The organism is Planktophila turicensis (SeqCode) (assembly GCF_965234405.1).
Lineage (GTDB): Bacteria > Actinomycetota > Actinomycetes > Nanopelagicales > Nanopelagicaceae > Planktophila > Planktophila turicensis.
Genome location: NZ_OZ248346.1, coordinates 904,544 through 926,100, shown reverse-complemented (window position 1 = coordinate 926,100; position 21,557 = coordinate 904,544). Strand labels below are relative to the sequence as shown.

Below are 21,557 nucleotides of genomic sequence, written 5' to 3'. Positions count from 1 at the left end.
TACAAGCCACTTCGGTCCAACCTCTTTGAGGATGGTCGGCGTTGTAGGTGCGACGGTCTAGGTAAATTGCTTAGACATTAACCGAGCAGGTTTATTGCGCAGCGCGCAAAAACCTAAGAAGGAGCGTGCCGTCATGGCAGTAGTAACAATGCGCGAACTCCTCGACAGCGGAGTCCACTTCGGACACCAGACTCGTCGTTGGAATCCAAAGATGAAGCGTTTTATTTTCACAGAACGCAATGGCATTTACATCATCGACATCCAGCAGTCACTTGCACTTATCGATTCTGCATACGCATTCGTTAAGGAGACAGTTGCTAAGGGTGGCCACGTCCTATTCGTAGGAACAAAGAAGCAGGCTCACAAGCCAATCATCGATCAAGCAGCTCGCGTTGGAATGCCAACAGTTACAGAGCGCTGGTTAGGTGGAATGCTTACCAACTTCCCAACTGTCTACAAGCGTATTCAGCGCCTCAAGGAGCTCGAAGCTCTCGAGACAGCTAACGACCTTTTGCTTACAAAGAAGGAACTTCTTGTTCTTCGCCGTGAGCGCGAAAAGCTTTTCAAGAACCTCGACGGTATCCGTCACATGACCAAGTTGCCTTCAGCAATCTGGGTTGTCGATACCAAGAAGGAGCACCTCGCAGTACAGGAAGCTAAAAAGCTTGGCATTCCAGTTATCGCTATCCTCGATACAAACTGCGATCCAGACGAAGTTGATTTCAAGATTCCTGGTAACGACGATGCAATCCGTTCAATCGAATTGCTAACACGCGTCATCACAGATGCAATTGCAGAAGGCCTTAAGGCACGTTCTGCAGCAGCTCCAGCACCTGTAGCAACTGCAGAAGCAGCGGCAGCAGCAGCGCTTGAGAAGGAAATCCTTGCAGCAGCTCCAGCAACAGATGCACCAGTGGAGGCATAAGTAAAAATGGCTAACTATTCAGCAGATGATGTAAAGCGTCTTCGCGAAGCAACTGCAGCAGGAATGCTCGATTGCAAGAAGGCACTTGATGAAGCAGAAGGTGATTACGACAAGGCTGTCGAAATCATTCGCGTAAAGGGACTTAAGGGCGTTACAAAGCGCGAAGGCCGCCTTACTTCAAATGGTTTGGTTGTTGCAAAGGTTCAGGGCGAAGTTGGTGTCATGCTCGAACTCAACTGCGAGACAGACTTCGTTGCAAAGGGTGAGCGTTTTATCGCACTTGGCGATGAACTCGTAGAGCACCTCGTTTCATCTAAGTCAGCAGATGTTGCTGCATTCCTTTCATCAACAATGGCTAACGGCAAGACCGTTCAGGCTGTAATCGATGAAGGAAACGCAACATTGGGCGAGAAGATTGAAATTCGTAACGTTGCAGTTATCGAAGGGCCAGTCGGTCTCTACCTTCACAAGACAAGCCCAGATTTGCCACCTCAGGTTGGCGTCTTGGTTTCACTTGCTAAGGAAGCAGCTGAAGTCGGTCGTGATGTTGCACAGCACATCGCAGCATTTGCACCACGTTTCGTTAACCGCGAAGATGTTCCAGCAGACCTCATCGAGACAGAGCGTCGTCTTGCAGAAGAGACAGCTATTGCCGAAGGTAAGCCAGAGGCATCTCTTTCAAAGATCATCGAAGGTCGCGTCACCGGTTTTGTGAAGGAAGTTTCACTAATCGAGCAGGCTTTCGCTAAGGATGCAAAGAAGACTGTTAAGCAGATTCTCGATGAGGCAGGAACCGCTGTTAAGGCATTCCATCGCTTCCGCGTGGGTCAATAAGCTTTTCTATAGAGGGTAATAGACTCAAGAAAAGTAAGAATTCGTAGAGCGAGAGGAGCACCAATGCCAGGTACAAGAGGAACGTATCAGCGGGTGCTCCTTAAGCTTTCCGGAGAAGTTTTCGGTGGCAATAAAGGCATCGGTGTTGATCCCGATGTTTTAGCAGATGTAGCAAAACAGATCGCCGATGTTGTTCGCGCCGGCACTCAAGTAGCAATCGTTGTTGGCGGCGGCAACTTCTTCCGCGGCGCCGAACTCTCAGAGCGCGGCATGGAACGTTCACGCGCTGACTACATGGGAATGCTCGGAACAGTGATGAACTGTTTAGCTCTCCAAGATTTTCTTGAAAAAGAAGGCGTCGATACTCGCGTCCAAACTGCAATCACCATGGGCCAAGTTGCCGAGCCATATGTCCCACGCCGTGCCATCCGCCACCTCGAAAAGGGTCGCGTAGTTATCTTTGGTGCAGGCGCAGGAATGCCATTCTTCACAACAGATACCGTTGCAGCTCAGAGAGCACTCGAAATCGGAGCAGGCGCATTGTTACTCGCAAAGTCCGGTGTCGATGGTGTCTACAACGCAGATCCGCGCAAGGATCCAAACGCAACTAAGTTCGACACAATTTCTTATAACGAAGTTCTTCAGAAGTCACTCGCCGTTGCAGATGCAGCAGCCTTTAGCCTCTGCCGCGAGAACCACCTACCTATCGTGGTCTTCGACTTGATGACCAACGGAAATATCGGCCGCGCAGTTCGCGGTGAAAAGATTGGAACTCTCGTTTCTTAAACGAGAGCTACTAGAGGAGTAAAAGACCATGGCAGATGTAACAAGCACACTCGCAGATGCGACCGACAAGATGAATAAGGCTGTCGAAGTTGCTAAAGATGATTTCGGTGCCATCCGCACAGGTCGTGCTCACCCAGCGATGTTTAACAAGATCATGGTCGATTACTACGGCTCATGGACCGCGCTTTCACAGCTTGCATCAATTCAGGTTCCTGAATCTCGCATGGCAATTGTTTCTCCTTTCGACAAGGGCGCAATGACATCCATCGAAAAGGCAATACGCGAATCAGATTTGGGCGTAAACCCAGCAACTGATGGCGCAGTTATACGCGTTAATTTCCCACAGCTCACAGAAGAGCGCCGTAAGGATTACATCAAGGTTGCAAAGACCAAGGCAGAAGATTCCAAGATCTCAATGCGCAATATCCGTCGTACCGCTAAGGAATTGATGGAGAAGCTCGAGAAAGATGGCGAGATCGGAAAAGATGATCTCAGCCGCGGTGAAAAAGAACTCGAAAAAATCACCGCAGATCACGTTGCAAAGATTGATGAACTCTTAAAGCACAAGGAGGCCGAACTTCTCGAGGTCTAAAGACTTCTTTAAGTTCCACCCACTGTGTCAGACCTACATTCGATCAACGAGGCGATTAATAAGCGCGCAGGTCGCAAGCTTCTGCCTTCAATTGGCGTCAGTCTCTTTCTGATTTCGTTGGTCTGGTTCTCGTTGGCAAGCTACAGAGTTATCTTTGCTGGCCTTGTAACAATTGCTGTCATTCTAGGAATCCGCGAACTCCATCACGCGCTGACAACAACAAAGATCGATATCCCGCAGTGGTCCTTAACCACAGCAGCTGTGGCACTTTCTGCTGCTGCATGGTTCGGGGGAGTCTCTGGGCTTTCTGTTGCAACAGCAATCGCTTTCCCTTGTTTACTTGTCCTTCTTCTTCCTCGCGGAACCGAAGGTTTCGTTGGAACCGCATCCGCTTCTGCCCTTGCTCTTATCTATCTTCCATTTCTTGCAGGCTTCCTGATTCTTCTTGCCCGTCCATCTAATGGCTTGGCTCGGGTCATGACACTTGTTGTTCTCGTTGGATGCAATGACACGTTTGCGTATTTGACCGGAGTTCTCTTCGGTAAGCACCCGCTTGCTCCAAAGATCAGCCCAAAGAAAACTATCGAAGGCTTAGTCGGCTCACTTGTTTTCACCGTCATCGGTGGATCCCTTGCCTTCCACTTCATCATGGATTCTGATTGGTGGTTGGGTGCGATTGCAGGACTCGTCACTGTCTTTACGGCTACTGCCGGCGATCTCATCGAATCTGCGCTCAAACGCGATATGGCAATTAAAGATATGGGCAACTTACTTCCTGGCCACGGCGGCATCATGGATCGCCTTGATTCAGTTCTCTTCGCAGCTCCAGCCCTGTGGCTCGCTCTCGAAATCGTGCGTCGCGCACAGGATTCAGGTTTGTTATGACAACAGAACGTCCAACCGAACTCAAATTAGTTTTTGATGAACCTGTTCAGCGCAAGAAAGCTCCTAAACACCTTGCTGACTTCGGTCCTGCAGAACGTAAAGCATTTGCAAAAGAACTCGGCTTCCAACCTTTCCGCGCAGCCCAAGTAGCAACTCACTACTTCTCTCATCTTTCAAATAACCCAGATGACTGGACTGATATTCCTGCGGCAGAGCGCCAAGCAATCGCCGATGCACTTACTCCAAAGATGATTGAACTTGTTACCACTCGCACAACAGATGGCGGCATGACTCGTAAAGATCTCTGGAAGTTACACGATGGAGTTCTCGTTGAATCCGTCCTTATGCGCTACTCAGATCGCACAACAGTTTGCATTTCTTCTCAAGCAGGCTGCGGAATGAACTGCCCTTTCTGCGCAACAGGGCAAGCGGGACTTACACGAAACCTTTCAGCGGCAGAAATCACCGATCAGATTGTTGCGGCAGCTCGCGCATGCGCAAATGGTGAAATGCCTGGCGGACCTACACGACTTTCTAACATCGTCTTTATGGGAATGGGCGAACCGCTTGCTAACTACAACGCGGTTGTTCGAACACTTCATAACATCACCGATCCAAATCCAGATGGTCTTGGTATCTCAGCTCGCTCAGTTGTAGTTTCAACTGTTGGACTCGTCAATGGAATTGAGAAGTTGATGGATGAAGGCATTAACTGCACGCTCGCAGTTTCACTCCACACTCCAGATGACGAACTCCGCGACAGCCTAGTTCCAATCAACAATCGTTTTAAAGTCCGTGAAGTCTTGGCTGCCGCAGATGCTTATGAAAAGAAGACTGGTCGTCGATATTCAATCGAGTATGCACTTATTCGCGACATTAACGATCAATCCTGGCGCTCAGATTTGCTGGGGCGATTGCTCAAAAATCGCAATGCCCATGTCAACTTGATTCCGCTCAATCCAACTCCCGGATCTAAGTGGACAGCATCACGTCGAGAAGATGAAGCTGAATTCGTTCGAATTCTCGAAGGCTACGGAGTCCCAGTAACTGTGCGCGATACCCGTGGTCGTGAAATCGACGGAGCATGCGGGCAGTTGGCTGCTAGTGAAAAGGAAAAGATTTAACTAGTATCACTTCCATGACATCCGTGGATTTGAAGGAAGCAGCTGCAGCATATGAAGCAGCCTCACAGTATTTTCTTAACTTAGCTCGCGCTGTAACTCCAGATTTATTGGATGTACATGCCGAGAACGAATGGTCTGCACGTCAATGTATTCATCACATGGCAGATTCTGAGGCGCAGTCATATGCACGCTTACGTCGATTGGTTGCAGAACCTGAAGGTTCTGTAATTCAGGGGTACGACGAGGCCGCTTGGGCAAATGAACCAAAGCTTGCTTATGTTGATGGCGATGTTGCGAATTCGATTGCTGTGTATGCGGCAGTGCGTGCAGCATCTTTGGATTTAGTGAAGCGATTGACTGAGAGCGATCTAGAAAAGTTTGGCATGCATACAGAGGCGGGCAAGTACACAGTCGCTCGCTGGCTCGAGACTTATACAAAACACCCATACGATCACGGTGATCAGATGGTTCGCGCTACGAAGGGTCAGGCATAAAAGGTGAAGAAGCTACAGAATTTCATCAACGGTAAATCAGTCGATGGAGCATCAGGTGAAACTACAACCCTGATTAACCCATCAACTGGCGAAGCTTTTGCTACTGCTCCTAAGTCGAGCGCTGCAGATATTGATAAGGCGATGAAGGCTGCCAGTGATGCGTTTCCAGGATGGCGCGACTCAACTCCTTCCGAACGTCAGCGTGCGCTGTTGAAGATTGCCGATGCCATCGAAGCTCGTGCAGATGAATTCGTTAACTTGGAGTCCGAGAACTGCGGAAAGCCAAAGAGCCTTACTGCATCTGAAGAAATGCCTCCGATGGTTGATCAGATTCGCTTCTTTGCAGGCGCTGCTCGAAACCTTGAAGGTCGCTCAGCTGGTGAATATATGCACGGAATGACTTCATATATCCGCCGCGAACCAATTGGCGTCTGTGCACAGGTAACACCGTGGAACTATCCAATGATGATGGCTGTATGGAAGTGGGCTCCAGCAATCGCTGCAGGAAACACAGTTGTTCTCAAGCCTTCAGATACAACACCTGTATCAACACTTTTTATGGCACAGATCATGGGCGAATTTCTTCCTGATGGTGTAATCAACGTCATCGCCGGAGAACGTGAAACTGGTGCAGCTCTCGTTGATCATGCAACACCTGCGATGGTTTCAGTAACAGGTTCAGTGCGCGCAGGTATGGAAGTTGCATCTGCTGCATCGAAATCACTCAAGCGCGTACACCTTGAACTCGGTGGCAAGGCACCTGTGGTTGTCTTTAATGATGCTGACCTTCAGGCAGCCGCTGAAGGAATTGCAGTCGCTGGATTCTTCAACTCTGGTCAAGATTGCACAGCAGCTACTCGCGTTCTTGTTCAAGAAGGTGTCTACGAAGAGATGGTGAAGTTACTTGCTGATCAGGCAACGAACCACATCGGTATGGGTATGCCAGATGAAGATGTCATCGTTGGACCAGTCAACAATGCTTCTCAATTTGAGCGCGTCTCAGGATTTATCTCTCGCACGCCATCACATGCGCGCATCGTTTCTGGCGGACAGCCAACTAATCGCCCTGGCTACTTTGTGGCACCCACTGTCATTGCAGATTTGAAGCAGTCAGATGAATTGATTCAATCTGAAATCTTCGGACCAGTCATCACTATCCAAAAGTTCAAGGATGAAGCTGAGGCTGTGGCGATGGCCAACGGGGTCGACTACGGCTTGGCATCTTCAGTCTGGACCAAGGACCATGGCCGCGCGATGCGTATGTCTAAGGCCTTTGACTTCGGCTGCGTCTGGATTAATACCCACATCCCAATCGTCGCTGAAATGCCTCACGGTGGATTTAAGCGAAGCGGATACGGCAAGGATCTCTCCAATTACGGCTTTGAGGATTACACCCGTATCAAGCACGTCATGACCAACCTCAACGGGTAACTGACATCAGGGGCTAGACCTAAATCCTCTGAAATTAACCTCGATTTAGGTTTGGCTCACGCTCAAAAGGGCTACATAATGAGCCCTGCACAACCGTCCCTTATTCCGGCACATAAAAGGAGCCCTCGTCATGGCTAAGAACCCACTATCTCCAGAAGCACGTTCAATTCTTAATTCACACGTTTCACGTCGTGCAGTTCTTGCAGGCGCAGGCGCAGTTGCAGGCGTTGGTGCGCTCGCTTCATGCGGAATCGGAGGAGGCTCTGACTCTTCTAATGCAGTTCGTTGGGGCAACTGGCCTCTATACCTCGATGTTGATGACTCAGGTAAGAAGTACCCAACTCTTGAAGCATTTACAAAAGAGACTGGCATTGATGTTAAGTACTTCGAAGATTACAACGATAACGATGAGTTCTTCGGAAAAGTTCAGGCACAACTCAAGCTTGGAAAAGATATTGGTTACGACCTAGTCTGCCCAACAGACTGGATGGCATCACGTTGGATCCGTCTTGGATACGCACAGAAGTTTGATGCAGCAAATGTTCCTAACGCTGTAAACATTCTCGACACACTTGCAAGCCCATCATTTGATGCAAAGCGCGAAAGCACACTTACATGGCAGGGCATCATGGGTGGATTCGGTTGGAACACTGCAAAGAATCCAAAGGGAATCCGCACACTCGAAGATCTCTTCTCTCCAGCAAATAAGGGAAAGATTGTTGTTCTCTCTGAAATGCGCGACACCGTCGGAATCATTCTTCGCTCACAAGGCGTAAACCTTTCAACTGTTACTGAAGATCAGTTTATGAACGCTGTCGACTTCCTTGCGAAGAAGATTTCTGATGGATGGATCCGCGGAGTTAAGGGCAACGAATATGCAGAAGACCTCACATCAGGGGATGCAACTGCTGTTATTGGTTGGTCTGGCGATATGTTCATCTTGAAGTCTGAAAACGAAGGTAAGTTCGACTTCGCAATCCCAGAATCAGGCGGAACAATCTCAGGCGATAACATGATGATTCCTTCAACAGTTACCGCTGAAGCAAAGGTCAACGCTGAAAAGCTTATTAACTACTACTACGAGCCAGCTGTTGCTGCTGAAGTAGCTGCATACGTTAACTACGTCTGCCCAGTTAAGGGTGCACAGGCTGAGATGGAGAAGATCGATCCAGATCTAGCATCTAGCGAATTCATCTTCCCAAGTGCGAAGACAATGGCAAACCTCTCTGTCTTCCGTTCACTCACACCAACAGAAGAGACAACTTGGACTGAAGCCTTCCAGAAGGCTGCCGGCAACTAAGTGTCAGAAAAGGCTATCTCTGCACGCGGGGATCTCAAGCTCAGCAATGTCACCAAGTCATATGGTGATTTCACAGCTGTAAATGATTTGTCGCTTGTCATTCCTGAAGGTTCATTCTTTGCATTGCTTGGACCTTCAGGATGCGGCAAGACAACAACGCTGCGAATGATTGCAGGGCTTGAAGAACCAACTAAAGGCAGCATCTCATTAGGCGCAACAGATATTACGGATACAAAGCCGTATCAGCGTCCAATCAATACTGTCTTTCAGAATTACGCGCTCTTTCCGCACCTGACAATCTTTGAAAATATCGCATTCGGTCTTCGCCGTCGCGGAATCAAAGATGTAGATAGTGCAGTCAATAAGGCGCTTGATCTTGTAGAGCTACCTCACCTTGCACAACGCAAACCAACACAACTTTCAGGCGGTCAACAGCAGCGCATCGCACTTGCTCGCGCAATTGTTAACCGCCCAGCGCTCTTGCTTCTTGATGAGCCACTTGGCGCACTCGATCTCAAGCTTCGTCGTCAGATGCAGATTGAACTCAAGTGGATCCAGAAAGAAGTTGGCCTCACATTCGTTCACGTAACTCACGATCAGGAAGAAGCCATGACTATGGCTGACACCATCGCTGTTATGAACGAGGGCGAGATTGAACAGATGGGTTCACCTGCTGATCTCTATGACAATCCCGAGACAGCATTTGTTGCTAACTTCTTGGGCCAGTCAAACCTTATTAAGGGAACTGTCACCGGAAACGATGGCGCAAACCAGGTTATCGATCTCTTCGGACAGAAGATTTCATTGCAGAAGAATCGTTCACATGCAGTAGATAACTCAATTTATGCAGGCATCCGCCCTGAAAAGTTCCGTATTTCGCGTCTTGAAACAGCGACATCAGGCAACGTTCTTACGGGTGGAAAAGTTGAAGATGTCTCATACATCGGTGTTTCAACTCAGTACCAAGTAATGATGCCGTGGGGACAAGAGCTCATGGTCTTCGAACAAAATGATGATGGCGTTGCACCATTTAGCGTGGGCGAATCCGTCAACATTTCTTGGGAACCAATCTTCACCTTTGGTCTTCGCGGAGATGAAGATGCTGAAGCAGGTACTGAAGTAAACCCTGATGAGGATCTTGACGAAGAATGACATCGGTCTAATGAAGAAGATAAGTACTCCTTATCTCTTACTGATCCCAGGAATGGGATTTCTCTTCACCTTCTTCCTTCTTCCACTCTTTAACCTGGCACAAACTTCAACACAGACTCCGGTTGGTGGGGGAGATACAGGGCAGTACGAACAGACTTTCCGTTTCCAGAATTACATCGATGCCTTCATTGAAAATAAAGAGCAATTTGGTCGCTCATTTCTGTACGCGACAATCGCCACAGTTTTAGCGCTAGCAATTGCGTACCCACTTGCTTATGCGATTGCATTTAAGGGCGGCAAGCTCAAGAACCTTATGTTGGTTCTCGTTGTTGCACCGTTCTTTACTTCATTCTTACTCCGCACTATTGCATGGAAGCAGATTCTTGGAGAAGAAGGCTTTGTAGTTCCAACCCTACGAACCTTCGGAATCATCTCGGAAAGTACAACGCTTACTTCTAGCGCATTCGCAGTTGTTGCAGGTATGACCTACAACTTCTTGCCATTTATGACTCTTCCGCTTTACGCATCAATCGACCGTATTGATCCACGTACCCTTGAAGCATCGGGTGATCTCTACGCAAACGGATTTACTACTTTCCGCAAAGTAACTTTGCCGCTTTCAATGCCAGGTGTGGTTGCGGGAACTCTTCTCACTTTTATCCCTGCAGCGGGCGATTACGTCAACGCTGCAATCTTGGGTAGCCCGCAGACAAAGATGCTCGGAAACGTCATCGAATCTCGTTACTTCAAAATTGTTGATTACCCAACGGCTGCAGCGCTCTCGTTCACGCTCATGGCAGCAATCCTTATTCTTGTCACCGTCTATGTCCGTAAGGCCGGAACCGAGGAGCTCGTATGAAGCAAATCTCTCGCTGGTTCGGTCGCAATCTCATCCGCGTTTATGCAGTTGTGGCATTCACATATCTCTTCATTCCGGTTGCTTACACATTTGCATTCTCATTTAACGACTCAGGCAAAAGCAACCTAGTCTGGAAGGGTTTTACTCTTTCCAATTGGCAGAACCCATGCGGTGCACCTGAAGTCTGTAGTGCGCTTGGAAATTCAATCAAGATTGGCTTCCTTGCAACGCTCTTCTCAACAATTCTCGGCACCATGATTGCTTTTGCACTTGGTCGCCATAAATTTAAGGGACGTTCAACAACTAACATCCTTATCTTCTTGCCGATGGCGACACCAGAAATCGTTCTGGGTGCATCCCTTCTCTCACTCTTTTTGGTCTTTAAAATCAACCCAGGCTTCTGGCCAACAGTGATTGCACATGTTCTCTTCTGTATCTCATTTGTTGTAGTCACCGTAAAGGCGCGTATTGCCAGCCTAGATCCACGCCTTGAACAAGCAGCGATGGATCTCTACGCCAACGAGCGCGAAACATTCCGCCGAGTGACTTTGCCACTCGTTGCTCCTGGAATTGCAGCTGCTGCACTCTTGGCTTTTAGCTTGTCATTCGATGACTTCATTATTACAAACTTCAACTCAGGCACCATGACAACCTTCCCTAAGTTTGTCTACACATCTGCAGCTCGCGGAATCCCCGCACAGGCCAACGTCATTGGTTCTGCGATGTTCTTTTTAGCTCTTGCCATTGTCATCATCGGACAATTTGTAGGACGCAAGCGCAAAGTTTCATGACGCGCGAACTCGTCATTCTGGGTTCCACAGGTTCCATCGGAGTTCAGGCTCTAGAAATAGTTGAAGCAAATCCAACGCTCTTTAGCGTTGTTGCCATTACTGCAGCAGGCAGTAACCCAGAACTTTTGATTGAGCAGGCGAAGAAGTTCAAGGTCAAAGTAGTTGGTGTTACCAAGAACGCCGATGTTATTCGCCAAGCTCTGCCTGGCGTCGAAGTAATTGATGGACCTGATGCTTCAACAGAAATCGCAGCTATTTCTTGCGATGTAGTTCTTAATGGAATCACAGGATCTATCGGCCTGGCTCCTACCCTTGCGGCACTCGATGCCGATAATCGTGTGGCGCTAGCTAATAAGGAATCGCTTGTCGCTGGTGGCGACCTCGTTATTGCTCGCGCAAAGGAAGATCAACTTCTTCCTGTTGACTCTGAACATTCAGCTATTTGGCAGGCACTAATTGGTGAGAAGAAGTCTGAAATCTCGAAGCTGATTCTTACTGCAAGTGGAGGCCCATTTAGAGATCGCGCGGAATTATCGAGCGTAACTGTGCAAGAAGCACTCGCACATCCAACGTGGGTTATGGGACCGGTAGTCACAATTAACTCAGCAACTCTTATGAATAAAGGTCTTGAAATAATCGAGGCGCACTATCTCTTTGGTATTCCTTACTCACGTATCGAAGCCGTTATTCACCCGCAGTCGGTTGTGCATTCAATGGTCGAATTCGTAGATGGTTCAACCATTGCGCAAGGTTCACCTCCGAATATGAAGGGGCCAATCTCTTTGGCGCTCTCATATCCACATCGAGTACCAGGTGCGACGACTCCGATTGATTGGACCTCTTCACATACATGGAACTTCTCACCGATTGATGAATCTCGCTTCCCATCCGTGGCACTTGCACGCGAATGCGGAACTACTGGGGGATCGCTTCCGGCAATCTTTAATGCATCGAATGAAGTAGCCGTTCAGGCATTTGTCGAGGGACAGATTAAGTTCACAGAGATTGTTAAGACTGTGAGCCAGGTAGTCGAAGCCCTTCGTAGCTCTCACACTGGAAAGATTCGGGATCTAGCTGATGTCAGTGCCATCGAGAATGATGCGCGACGTACTGCTCATGATCTATTGAAGAAGGTCGGTTAATGAAACTTCTCGGAACCCTGGCATTTGTTATCGCACTTCTCTTATCCGTTATGGTCCACGAATTCGGCCATTATCTGACTGCAAAGAGATTCGGAATGAAGGTCACAGAATTCTTCTTGGGCTTCGGTAAGCGCATCTGGTCTTTCACTCGCGGTGAAACTGAATTCGGTATCAAAGCAATTCCAGCAGGCGGTTATTGCCGCATCGAAGGAATGACTCCACGTGATGAGATGCCTGCTGGCGAGGAATCTCGCGCCTTCTACGGGGCATCAACTCTTCAAAAACTTATTGTTCTTGGAGCAGGTTCATTTGCACACTTCGTTATTGGATTCTTACTGATCTTCTCAATTCTCTTTGGCGTGGGCGTTAACGCACTTCTCTCTGATATCACTCAAGTCTCTCCAAATTCAGCAGCAGCTGCAGCAGGATTTCAACCAGGAGACAAGATCGTTGAAGTAGAAGGCAAGAAAGTCACTAATTGGTATGAAGATTCCAGTGCCATCAGAGAGTCAAAAGGCAAAGAACTTTCATTTACAGTTCTTCGTGATGGCAAAGAAATCTTTTTAACAGCCGCACCTACATATCTAGAATCTGAAAAACGTTACGTGCTTGGCGTCGTAACAAAGGTCGGAACCAAGCGTGAAGGTTTCGTCACTTCAATAAAGGACTCTGCTCGAGCAACAGGGGTACTGACCCGTGAATCTGCGAAGGCGCTTGTCGCTCTTCCTACCAAAGTCCCACAACTGATTCGACAGACTTTTGGTGATGAAGAGCGTGATCCAAATGGATTAGTTGGCGTCGTCGGTGCCGCTCGTGTATCAGGTGAAGCAGTCGGAAGTCAGAAACTCGATAGCACTGAACGTTTTGGAACATTCTTACTTCTTGTTGCAAGCCTCAATATCTTTGTTGGCCTCTTCAATCTCTTGCCACTTTTACCTCTCGACGGTGGCCATATGGCAGTAGCAATCGCTGATGCGATTCGTGCGTTCTTTGCCCGTCTTCGTGGTCGACCACGACCAGCTGCAATTGATGTCAATGTGCTCACACCACTAACGATGGGCGTCTTCGCAGTTCTTGCAGTTCTCACTGTAATTCTGCTCATTGCCGACATTTTCAATCCCGTCTCGCTCAATTTGTAGAGATAAGGCAGAATACGGCTCATGGTTGATCTCGGAATTCCAAGTGCTCCACCTCCTACGCTGCACCCACGTCGCAAGACACGGCAGCTCAATGTGGGCGGAGTCGGCGTAGGTTCTGATTCACCGGTCAGCGTTCAATCAATGTGTACAACACTTACATCTGATGTCAATGCAACTTTGCAACAGATCGCAGAACTCACAGCCTCTGGTTGCCAGATCGTTCGCGTTGCTGTTCCTTCTCAAGATGATGCAGATGCGCTTGCGCAGATCGCTAAGAAGTCACAGATTCCTGTTATTGCAGATATTCACTTCCAGCCTAAGTACATCTTCGCTGCAATCGATGCCGGATGCGCCGCTGTTCGAGTAAACCCAGGCAACATCAAGCAGTTCGATGACAAGGTTAAAGAAGTTGCTAAGGCTGCAGGAGATGCAGGCATTCCAATCCGTATCGGAGTAAACGCAGGATCACTCGATCCACGACTTCTTAAGAAGTACGGCAAGGCAACTCCTGAAGCACTTGCAGAGTCTGCTCTCTGGGAAGCTTCCCTCTTTGAAGAGCACGGTTTTAGCAATATCAAGATTTCAGTAAAGCATCACGACCCAGTAACAATGGTGAACGCCTACCGCATCCTTGCGGCAAAGTGCGATTACCCATTGCACCTTGGCGTCACTGAAGCTGGTCCAATTTTCCAAGGAACGATCAAATCTGCGACAGCGTTTGGAATCCTTCTTGCAGAAGGTATCGGCGACACAATCCGCGTCTCACTTTCAGCACCACCTGTTGAAGAAGTGAAGGTCGGAATCTCAATTCTTGAATCCCTTAACTTGCGTCAACGTAAACTTGAAATTGTTTCTTGCCCTTCATGCGGACGCGCACAAGTAGATGTCTACACACTCGCTGAAAAGGTTCAGGCGGGACTTCAAGGAATGACAGTTCCTCTTCGCGTTGCCGTAATGGGTTGCGTTGTAAATGGTCCTGGCGAAGCGCGCGAGGCTGATCTCGGTGTTGCATCCGGAAACGGTAAGGGTCAGATCTTTGTTAAGGGTGAAGTCATCAAGACTGTGCCTGAAGCGCAGATTGTTGAAACACTTATCGAAGAAGCTATGCGTCTTGCTGAAGAGATGGAAGCCGCAGGCGTTCCATCAGGAGAACCTTCCGTCACAACTTCGTAATAGTCAGGTAGGGTTCGCGATATGTTGCGAATGTCCACACTTTTCTTACGCACGCTCCGCGATGACCCAGCAGATGCTGAAGTTCCTAGCCATCGCCTCTTAGTTCGCGCTGGATACATTCGCCGTATCGCTGCAGGTGTTTACTCATGGCTACCGCTGGGCGTCATCACTCTTCGCAATATCGAGAACATTGTTCGCGATGAAATGGATAAAGCTGGTTTCCAAGAAGTTCACTTTCCAGCGCTTCTTCCAAAAGATGCTTACGAAACAACTGGTCGTTGGAACGATTACGGCCCAGACCTTTTCCGCCTCCAAGATCGCAAGGGCGCTGACTATCTTCTAGGACCAACTCACGAAGAGATGTTTACGCTCATGGTCAAGGGCGAGTACTCCTCTTATAAAGATCTGCCTCTTGCTCTCTATCAAATCCAAACAAAGTATCGCGATGAAGCGCGCCCACGTTCTGGAATCATCCGCGGCCGTGAATTCGTCATGAAGGATTCTTACTCATTCGACCTTACCGATGAAGGTCTCGTCGAGTCCTATATGCGCCATCGCGCTGCCTACATCAAAACTTTTGATCGCCTTCGCATGAAGTACAACATCGTTAGCGCTGTATCAGGTGCAATGGGTGGATCTGCTTCCGAAGAGTTCTTAGCTCCTTGTGAAACAGGCGAAGACACCTACGTTCTCTGCGAAAAGTGTGGCTATGCCGCAAACGTTGAAGCCATGACAACTGTCGTTGCACCAAGTGATGCGTCAGGTATTGCAGCTCTTGAAGTCTTTGACTCACCAAATACTCCCACTATCGACACTCTCGTAGAACTCCTTAATGCAAAGTTTGGCGGGGGATACGACGGAGGAATGACTCTTAAGAACGTCATGTTGATGGCTGATGAAACTCCAATCTCTGTTCTTGTTCCAGGAGATCGCGAAGTAGATCTCAAGCGCCTGCAGGCGAACCTTGCTGGCGTCAATGACATCCGCGTATTTGAAGAACCAGATTTCGCCAAGTTCCCAGGACTCGTCAAGGGTTACATCGGACCACAGGATGCAAAGAAGAATGGCATTACTGTTTATGCAGATCCACGTATTGCACCAGGTACTTCATGGGTAACAGGTGCAAACGCTAAAGATAAGCATGCGCGCAATGTTGTTAATGGCCGTGACTTCGAAGTCGATCACTACATCGAAGCAGCGCAGATCAAACAAGGCGATGCATGTCCAAAGTGTGCAACCCCAGTCATCATTGATCGCGCAATCGAAATCGGCCACATCTTCCAGCTTGGTCGCAAATATGCAGATGCACTAGGCCTTACAGTTCTTGATCAGAACGGTAAGTCTCAGGTAGTGACAATGGGCTCTTACGGCATCGGTGTTTCACGCGCAGTCGCAGCTATCGCTGAACAGAGCTACGACGAAATCGGTCTTTCGTGGCCAGTCGAAGTCGCACCTGCAAAAGTTCACGTTGTTGCAACTGGCAAAGACGATGCAGTCTTTGAAACTGCCGAGAAGATTTCAGCCGATCTTGAATCACGCGGAATCAGCGTCATGATTGATGACCGTCGCGGAACGAGCCCAGGCGTTAAATTCAAGGATGCCGAGCTAATCGGTATTCCAGTAATCGTTGTTGTCGGTAAAGCACTTGAACAAGGAAATGTTGAAGTTCGAGTTCGCAAGAGCGGTGAAAAGTCAGAGGTTGCTGTGGCTTCTGCCGTCGATTCGATTGCAGCGCTCCTTCCAACGCTGAGCTAATGCTCGAAAATCTCACCGCGATTAATCTCGCTCTCCTAGGGCTTGCCATGTTCACCGCCGGCTTTGTCGATGCCATCGCAGGCGGGGGAGGACTTATCCAGACTCCTGCAATGTTGCTCTCATTTCCTGATCGCAACCCTGTTGAAGTCGTTGCAACATCAAAGACTGCAGCATTCTTCGGAACAACAACAGCAGCAATTAAATATCGTAAATCCATCAAGACAGATCCCCGTTTACTGCTTGCGATGGTCTTTCCAGCATTCATTGGGGCGGCAATCGGTGCGCACTTGGCTTCGAGAATCTCATCTGAAAGTTATAAGAGCTCAATCTTCTTCATCATGATTGCGATCTTTATCTATACCTTGGTCAAACCTGAACTCGGCAAGAACCACGTCGAAAAGTATGCGCCACGAAAGTTGATGTCCATCGGTGCCATCGCAGCTGTCATTATTGGTTTCTACGACGGATTGATTGGTCCAGGTACGGGCACCATGTTGATGATTGCACTCGTTGCCATCATGGGTTTTGCCTTTGTCGGAGCTTCAGCAATCGCCAAGGTAGTAAATGCGACCACGAACTTGGCTTCAATCATTGTGGTGGGTTTAACCATCGGAGTCATGTGGAAGCTTGGCTTGGTTATGGGTATCGCTAACTTGGCTGGGGGATATGCAGGTTCTCATATGGCGCTTAAGAAGGGTTCGGGTTTTGTCCGAATCTTCTATCTCATCGTGACTGCGCTACTCATCTTGCGACTTGGATACTCGCTCTACTTCGAGTAAAATTACACTTGCTCAACAACTGAATAACAATCGAATAGGACATAACCATGGCTCTGAAAGACCAAGTTTCTGAACACATTACGCCAGCGCTACAGCAAGCTGGATACTTCCTCGAAGATGTAAATATCGTTTCACCTGGACAGCACCGCATCGTCACTGTAATTGTCGATGGCGAGAGCGCCCTCAATCTTGATCAAGTCACTGTCGCCTCAAAGCTTGTCTCCGAACTTCTTGATGAAGCTACCTTTATGGGAGAGACTCCATTCACCCTCGAAGTTACCTCACCCGGAATTGATCGTCCGCTTACGCTTCCACGTCACTTTGCAAAGAACAATGACCGCCTTCTGAAGGTCACCCAGACTGACGGCGTTGTTGTTACAGGTCGCATTCTTTCTAATACCGATACCGATGTAACGCTCACGGTGGCAGAGAAGAAAGAGACCAAGGAAGTCACTATCTCTCTTGCGAATATCAAGCGCGCACAAGTAGAAATTGAATTTAATCGCAAGGATGGAGATAAGTAATGGGCGTCGATATCTCAGCGCTCATTCAGCTCACTGAGGCTAAGGGAATGCCACTCGAGCAATTGATTCAAATGATCGAGGCTGCAGTACTTACCGCTTACACCGAAACTCCAGAACCAAATCGCTATGCGCGCGTTCAACTCGATCGCGAAACCGGTGATATCCAGATCTTCGTTCCAACATTTAACGAACTCGGAGAACGCGTCAGCGAAGATGTGCTCGAGGTCGAAGGTTTTGATCGCATGGCAACATCAACTGCTCGTCAGACCATTAAGCAGCAGATGCGTGCAACTAACGATGCTGAAATCGTCGGCGAGTTCACAACTTCTGTAGGCGATGTTATTTCGGGAATTATTCAACAGGGTCGCGATCCCAAGATGATTCACGTCAACCTTGGCCGCATCGAAGGAAAGATTCCACCACAAGAACAAGTTCCCGGCGAGGTGTACACACACGGCGAACGCATCAAGTGTTTTGTTGTTGAAGTTAAGCAAGGGCTTAAGGGTCCTGAAATCATGTTGTCTCGAAGCCACCCAGGACTTGTGAAGCAACTCTTTGCACTCGAAGTTCCTGAAATCAAAGATGGAATCGTTGAAATCATGGGTGTGTCTCGTGAAGCGGGCCATCGCACCAAGATTGCAGTGCGTTCTCTTCGCGCAGGTGTTTCACCCAAGGGCTCACTCATCGGTCCACTCGGTGCACGTTCTCGCGCAGTGATGGATGAACTCAACGGCGAGAAGATTGACATCGTTGATTACGATGAAGATCCAGCAAAATATGTTGCACATGCTCTAGCTCCTGCAAAGGTAACAAGCGTGACCGTCGTTGATGAACTTTCACGTTCAGCGAAGGTTGTCGTTCCTGATTACCAACTTTCACTTGCAATCGGAAAAGATGGACAGAATGCCCGTCTTGCTGCACGCCTTACTGGCTGGCGTATCGATATCCACCCAGATACCCCGGCGCCAACCGCATAAAGCCCCGCACGAAATAGGGAATTTCCCCCTCTTTCGATAGACTTACCCCATCACGCTGGCACGTAAGTGCGGCGTAATTAACGAAATGGATGCGAAAGATATGAAACTCAAATGAGCTCGTTTACATCATGAGGTCGAACAACTAGGGCTCGCATCCCACAAGAATTTATGCGGGCCAAGACAGGAGAAATGTGTCAAAGGTCCGCGTACATGAGTTGGCAAAACAACTCGGTATGGAGAGCAAGGAAGTCCTTGCAAAGCTCCAAGAAATGGGCGAATTCGTCCGATCAGCATCATCAACAGTTGAAGCACCAGTAGTTCGCAAGTTAGTTGCGCTCTATCCAGATGCAAAGCCAGTTGAAGAGAAAAAGCCAGTCAAGAAAGCAGCAGCAAAGAAGACCGCTGCCTCAAAGAAGACTGCCGAAGTAAATCCAGAATTAGCAGCAGAACTCGCAGCAGAACTCGGCGTTGATCTTGCAGCTCTTAAGGCATCACGCGATGCTGAAAAGGTTGCGCAAGAAGAAGCAAAGGCTGCAGCAAGTGAAGCAGCATCTGCTGAATCAACTCCAGCGCCAGGTGCAACGCCAGCAACTCCAGCTGCACCGCGTCCTGGTAACAATCCATTCTCTACTGGTGGCGCAGTTCCACGCCCACCTCGTCCAGGAAATAATCCTTTCTCCGCAGGTGGCGCAGTTCCACGTCCACCAGCACAACGCCCAGGTGCACCTCGTCCAGGAATGGCGGGAGCGCGTCCAGGTTCTGTACGTCCAGGTTTTGCAGCACGTCCTGGTGCACCTCGACCAGCAGGTGCTGGAACAGGGACAGGAAATTACCCACCTCGTACAGGTGGAGCACCATCATCAGGTCCGTACCGTTCACAAGGTGCACCGGGCGCAGGTGGAGCAGCCGGTGGTCCACAACGTCCAGGTGGTGGCGGTCCTAATCGCGGCCCAGGTCGTGGCGGTACAGCAGGTGCGTTCGGAAAGAATGCAAGTAAATCTTCAAAGCGTAAGCAGAAGTCACGTAAGGCGCTGCGCGAAGAATTCGACAATATGCAAGCACCACAACTGGGTGGAGCAGTTATTCCTCACGGTGATGGAAAGACAAAGATTCGTATGCGCCGCGGTGCATCCCTTGCAGATTTCGCTGAAAAGATTGGTGCAGATCCAGCAGCACTCGTATCAGCGCTATTCCACCTTGGTGAAATGGTTACTGCAACGCAATCAGTGGATGCCGATACCTTCGAAATTCTCGGTGCGCAGCTTAAGTACCAGATTGAAATCGTTTCACCTGAAGATGAAGATCGTGAACTTCTCCAGGACTTCGATATCGATCTAGCTCAAGAGCTCGAAGATATGAACCCTGATGATCTCGTCGCACGCCCACCAGTTGTTACTGTCATGGGTCACGTCGATCACGGTAAGACATCTCTTCTCGATGCAATCCGTAAGACTGAAGTAATTAAGGGCGAAGCGGGTGGAATTACTCAGCACATCGGTGCTTACCAAATTCACCACGACCACGATGGCGTTAACCGCGCAATCACCTTTATCGATACACCGGGCCACGAAGCGTTTACAGCGATGCGTGCCCGTGGTGCAAAGGTCACAGATATTGCAGTACTCGTAGTTGCTGCCGACGACGGCATCATGCCTCAGACAATTGAAGCGCTTAACCACGCTCAAGCTGCTGATGTTCCAATCGTTGTCGCAGTGAACAAGGTTGATAAGGAAGGCGCGAACCCGGATAAGGTCCGCCAGCAATTGACCGAGTACAACTTGATCGCTGAAGAGTATGGCGGAGACACAATCTTCGTAAACGTTTCTGCAAAGAAGGGCGAAGGCGTCGATGCACTTATCGACTCAATTCTCCTCACAGCAGATGCTGCTATCGATCTTCGCGCGATTGCTGCCGATGATGCTCGTGGTGTTGCTATTGAAGCGCACCTCGATCGTGGTCGCGGTCCAGTTGCAACTGTTCTAGTACAACGCGGAACTTTGAAGATTGGTGATGCAATCGTCGCCGGTGGTTCATTCGGTCGCGTACGTGCAATGCTCGATGAGCACGGTGCAAATGTTGAAGAAGCTGGTCCATCACGTCCTGTACAGGTTCTCGGTTTCACATCTGTTCCAAACGCTGGAGATACATTCCTCGTTGCAGAAGATGACCGCACCGCACGCCAGATCGCCGAGAAGCGTCAGGCTGCAGAACGTAATGCACAATTGGCTAAGGCTCGCAAGAAGGTTTCTCTCGAAGACTTCATGGAGCAGTCCAAGATTTCAACACTTAACCTCATCCTCAAGGGTGACGTTTCAGGTTCTGTTGAAGCCCTCGAAGATGCACTTATGCAGCTCGATGTCGGAGCAGAAGTTGACCTCCGTGTTATTCACCGCGGCGTAGGCGCAATTACCAAGAGCGATATCACTCTTGCATCAGCATCGACTGCTGTTGTGATCGGCTTCAACGTTAAGCCTGAACCACAGACAGCAATCTTCGCCGATCAAGAAGGCGTTGAAGTTCGCTTCTACTCTGTTATCTATAACGCAATCGAAGAAATCGAGCTCTCACTTAAGGGTCTCCTTAAGCCTGAGTACGAAGAGGTTATTCTCGGTAACGCAGAAGTTCGCGATCTCTTCAAATCTTCAAAGGTCGGAACAATTGCTGGATCTATCGTTACTGACGGAATCATCCGCCGTAATGCAAAGGGACGTGTATTGCGTAACGGAGCAGTACTTGCAGAAGATGTCACTATCGAATCCCTCAAGCGCTTTAAAGATGATGCAACTGAAGTCAAGGAAGGCTTTGAGTGCGGTATCGGCGTAGGCAAGGGTGCTGATCTTCAAGTTGGAGACATCATTCAGGTATTCGAGATGCGCGAGAAGAAGCGCGCATAAC

The 21,557-nt window shown here is 49.0% G+C and carries 20 protein-coding genes; all 20 read left to right on the top strand.

Features of this window, described 5'->3' with window-relative positions; genetic code table 11:
- Positions 1-133: 133 nt before the first annotated feature.
- The 20 genes from rpsB to infB all read left to right on the top strand — a co-directional run bounded on the left by rpsB (position 134) and on the right by infB (position 21,556).
- Positions 134-925, top strand: a complete 792-nt coding sequence (rpsB, locus tag AC8GFK_RS04730; protein ID WP_506624865.1) for a 30S ribosomal protein S2 — start codon at positions 134-136, stop codon at positions 923-925.
- Between the two features lie 6 nt (positions 926-931).
- Entirely contained in the window at positions 932-1,759 is an 828-nt protein-coding gene (tsf, locus tag AC8GFK_RS04725) for a translation elongation factor Ts (RefSeq protein WP_095673754.1), read from the top strand.
- A gap of 63 nt (positions 1,760-1,822) precedes the next feature.
- Complete coding sequence (pyrH, locus tag AC8GFK_RS04720; protein ID WP_095673753.1) at positions 1,823-2,545, top strand: UMP kinase; 723 nt, start codon at positions 1,823-1,825, stop codon at positions 2,543-2,545.
- A 28-nt stretch (positions 2,546-2,573) separates the two neighbouring features.
- The gene (frr, locus tag AC8GFK_RS04715) at positions 2,574-3,137 is read left to right on the top strand and encodes a ribosome recycling factor (RefSeq protein ID WP_095673752.1); all 564 of its coding nucleotides are present in this window, start codon (positions 2,574-2,576) and stop codon (positions 3,135-3,137) included.
- 24 nt (positions 3,138-3,161) lie between these two features.
- The gene (locus AC8GFK_RS04710) at positions 3,162-4,022 is read left to right on the top strand and encodes a phosphatidate cytidylyltransferase (protein WP_095673751.1); all 861 of its coding nucleotides are present in this window, start codon (positions 3,162-3,164) and stop codon (positions 4,020-4,022) included.
- Positions 4,019-5,146 (top strand): dual-specificity RNA methyltransferase RlmN, encoded by a 1,128-nt coding sequence (gene rlmN / locus AC8GFK_RS04705; RefSeq protein ID WP_506624864.1) that lies wholly within the window; start codon positions 4,019-4,021, stop codon positions 5,144-5,146. The genes AC8GFK_RS04710 and rlmN overlap by 4 nt, the downstream gene beginning before the upstream one ends.
- 14 nt (positions 5,147-5,160) lie before the next feature.
- Entirely contained in the window at positions 5,161-5,640 is a 480-nt protein-coding gene (locus AC8GFK_RS04700; RefSeq protein ID WP_506624863.1) for a DinB family protein, read from the top strand.
- Positions 5,641-5,643: 3 nt separating this feature from the next.
- Entirely contained in the window at positions 5,644-7,071 is a 1,428-nt protein-coding gene (locus AC8GFK_RS04695) for a gamma-aminobutyraldehyde dehydrogenase (RefSeq protein WP_506624862.1), read from the top strand.
- Positions 7,072-7,201: 130 nt separating this feature from the next.
- Entirely contained in the window at positions 7,202-8,371 is a 1,170-nt protein-coding gene (locus tag AC8GFK_RS04690; RefSeq protein ID WP_506624861.1) for an ABC transporter substrate-binding protein, read from the top strand.
- Positions 8,372-9,523, top strand: coding sequence for an ABC transporter ATP-binding protein (locus AC8GFK_RS04685; RefSeq protein WP_506624860.1), 1,152 nt, complete (start codon positions 8,372-8,374; stop codon positions 9,521-9,523).
- Positions 9,524-9,533: 10 nt separating this feature from the next.
- The gene (locus AC8GFK_RS04680) at positions 9,534-10,382 is read left to right on the top strand and encodes an ABC transporter permease (RefSeq protein WP_506624859.1); all 849 of its coding nucleotides are present in this window, start codon (positions 9,534-9,536) and stop codon (positions 10,380-10,382) included.
- Positions 10,379-11,173, top strand: coding sequence for an ABC transporter permease (locus tag AC8GFK_RS04675; RefSeq protein ID WP_095673744.1), 795 nt, complete (start codon positions 10,379-10,381; stop codon positions 11,171-11,173). The genes AC8GFK_RS04680 and AC8GFK_RS04675 overlap by 4 nt, the downstream gene beginning before the upstream one ends.
- Positions 11,170-12,315, top strand: coding sequence for a 1-deoxy-D-xylulose-5-phosphate reductoisomerase (gene dxr / locus AC8GFK_RS04670; protein WP_506624858.1), 1,146 nt, complete (start codon positions 11,170-11,172; stop codon positions 12,313-12,315). Before AC8GFK_RS04675 ends, dxr begins: the two co-directional genes overlap by 4 nt.
- Positions 12,315-13,454: a M50 family metallopeptidase gene (locus AC8GFK_RS04665; protein WP_506624857.1), complete on the top strand. Its 1,140-nt coding sequence runs from the start codon at positions 12,315-12,317 to the stop codon at positions 13,452-13,454. Before dxr ends, AC8GFK_RS04665 begins: the two co-directional genes overlap by 1 nt.
- A 21-nt stretch (positions 13,455-13,475) precedes the next feature.
- Positions 13,476-14,627 carry a flavodoxin-dependent (E)-4-hydroxy-3-methylbut-2-enyl-diphosphate synthase gene (gene ispG, locus AC8GFK_RS04660; protein ID WP_506624856.1) on the top strand — a complete coding sequence of 384 codons (1,152 nt, stop codon included), beginning with the start codon at positions 13,476-13,478 and terminating at the stop codon, positions 14,625-14,627.
- Between the two features lie 21 nt (positions 14,628-14,648).
- Positions 14,649-16,382, top strand: coding sequence for a proline--tRNA ligase (locus AC8GFK_RS04655; RefSeq protein ID WP_506624855.1), 1,734 nt, complete (start codon positions 14,649-14,651; stop codon positions 16,380-16,382).
- The gene (locus AC8GFK_RS04650) at positions 16,382-17,161 is read left to right on the top strand and encodes a sulfite exporter TauE/SafE family protein (RefSeq protein ID WP_506624854.1); all 780 of its coding nucleotides are present in this window, start codon (positions 16,382-16,384) and stop codon (positions 17,159-17,161) included. The genes AC8GFK_RS04655 and AC8GFK_RS04650 overlap by 1 nt, the downstream gene beginning before the upstream one ends.
- Before the next feature lie 47 nt (positions 17,162-17,208).
- Positions 17,209-17,685, top strand: coding sequence for a ribosome maturation factor RimP (gene rimP / locus AC8GFK_RS04645; RefSeq protein ID WP_506624853.1), 477 nt, complete (start codon positions 17,209-17,211; stop codon positions 17,683-17,685).
- Positions 17,685-18,662, top strand: coding sequence for a transcription termination factor NusA (gene nusA / locus AC8GFK_RS04640; protein WP_506624852.1), 978 nt, complete (start codon positions 17,685-17,687; stop codon positions 18,660-18,662). Before rimP ends, nusA begins: the two co-directional genes overlap by 1 nt.
- Positions 18,663-18,853: 191 nt before the next feature.
- Entirely contained in the window at positions 18,854-21,556 is a 2,703-nt protein-coding gene (gene infB, locus AC8GFK_RS04635; protein WP_506624851.1) for a translation initiation factor IF-2, read from the top strand.
- Position 21,557 lies beyond the last annotated feature (1 nt).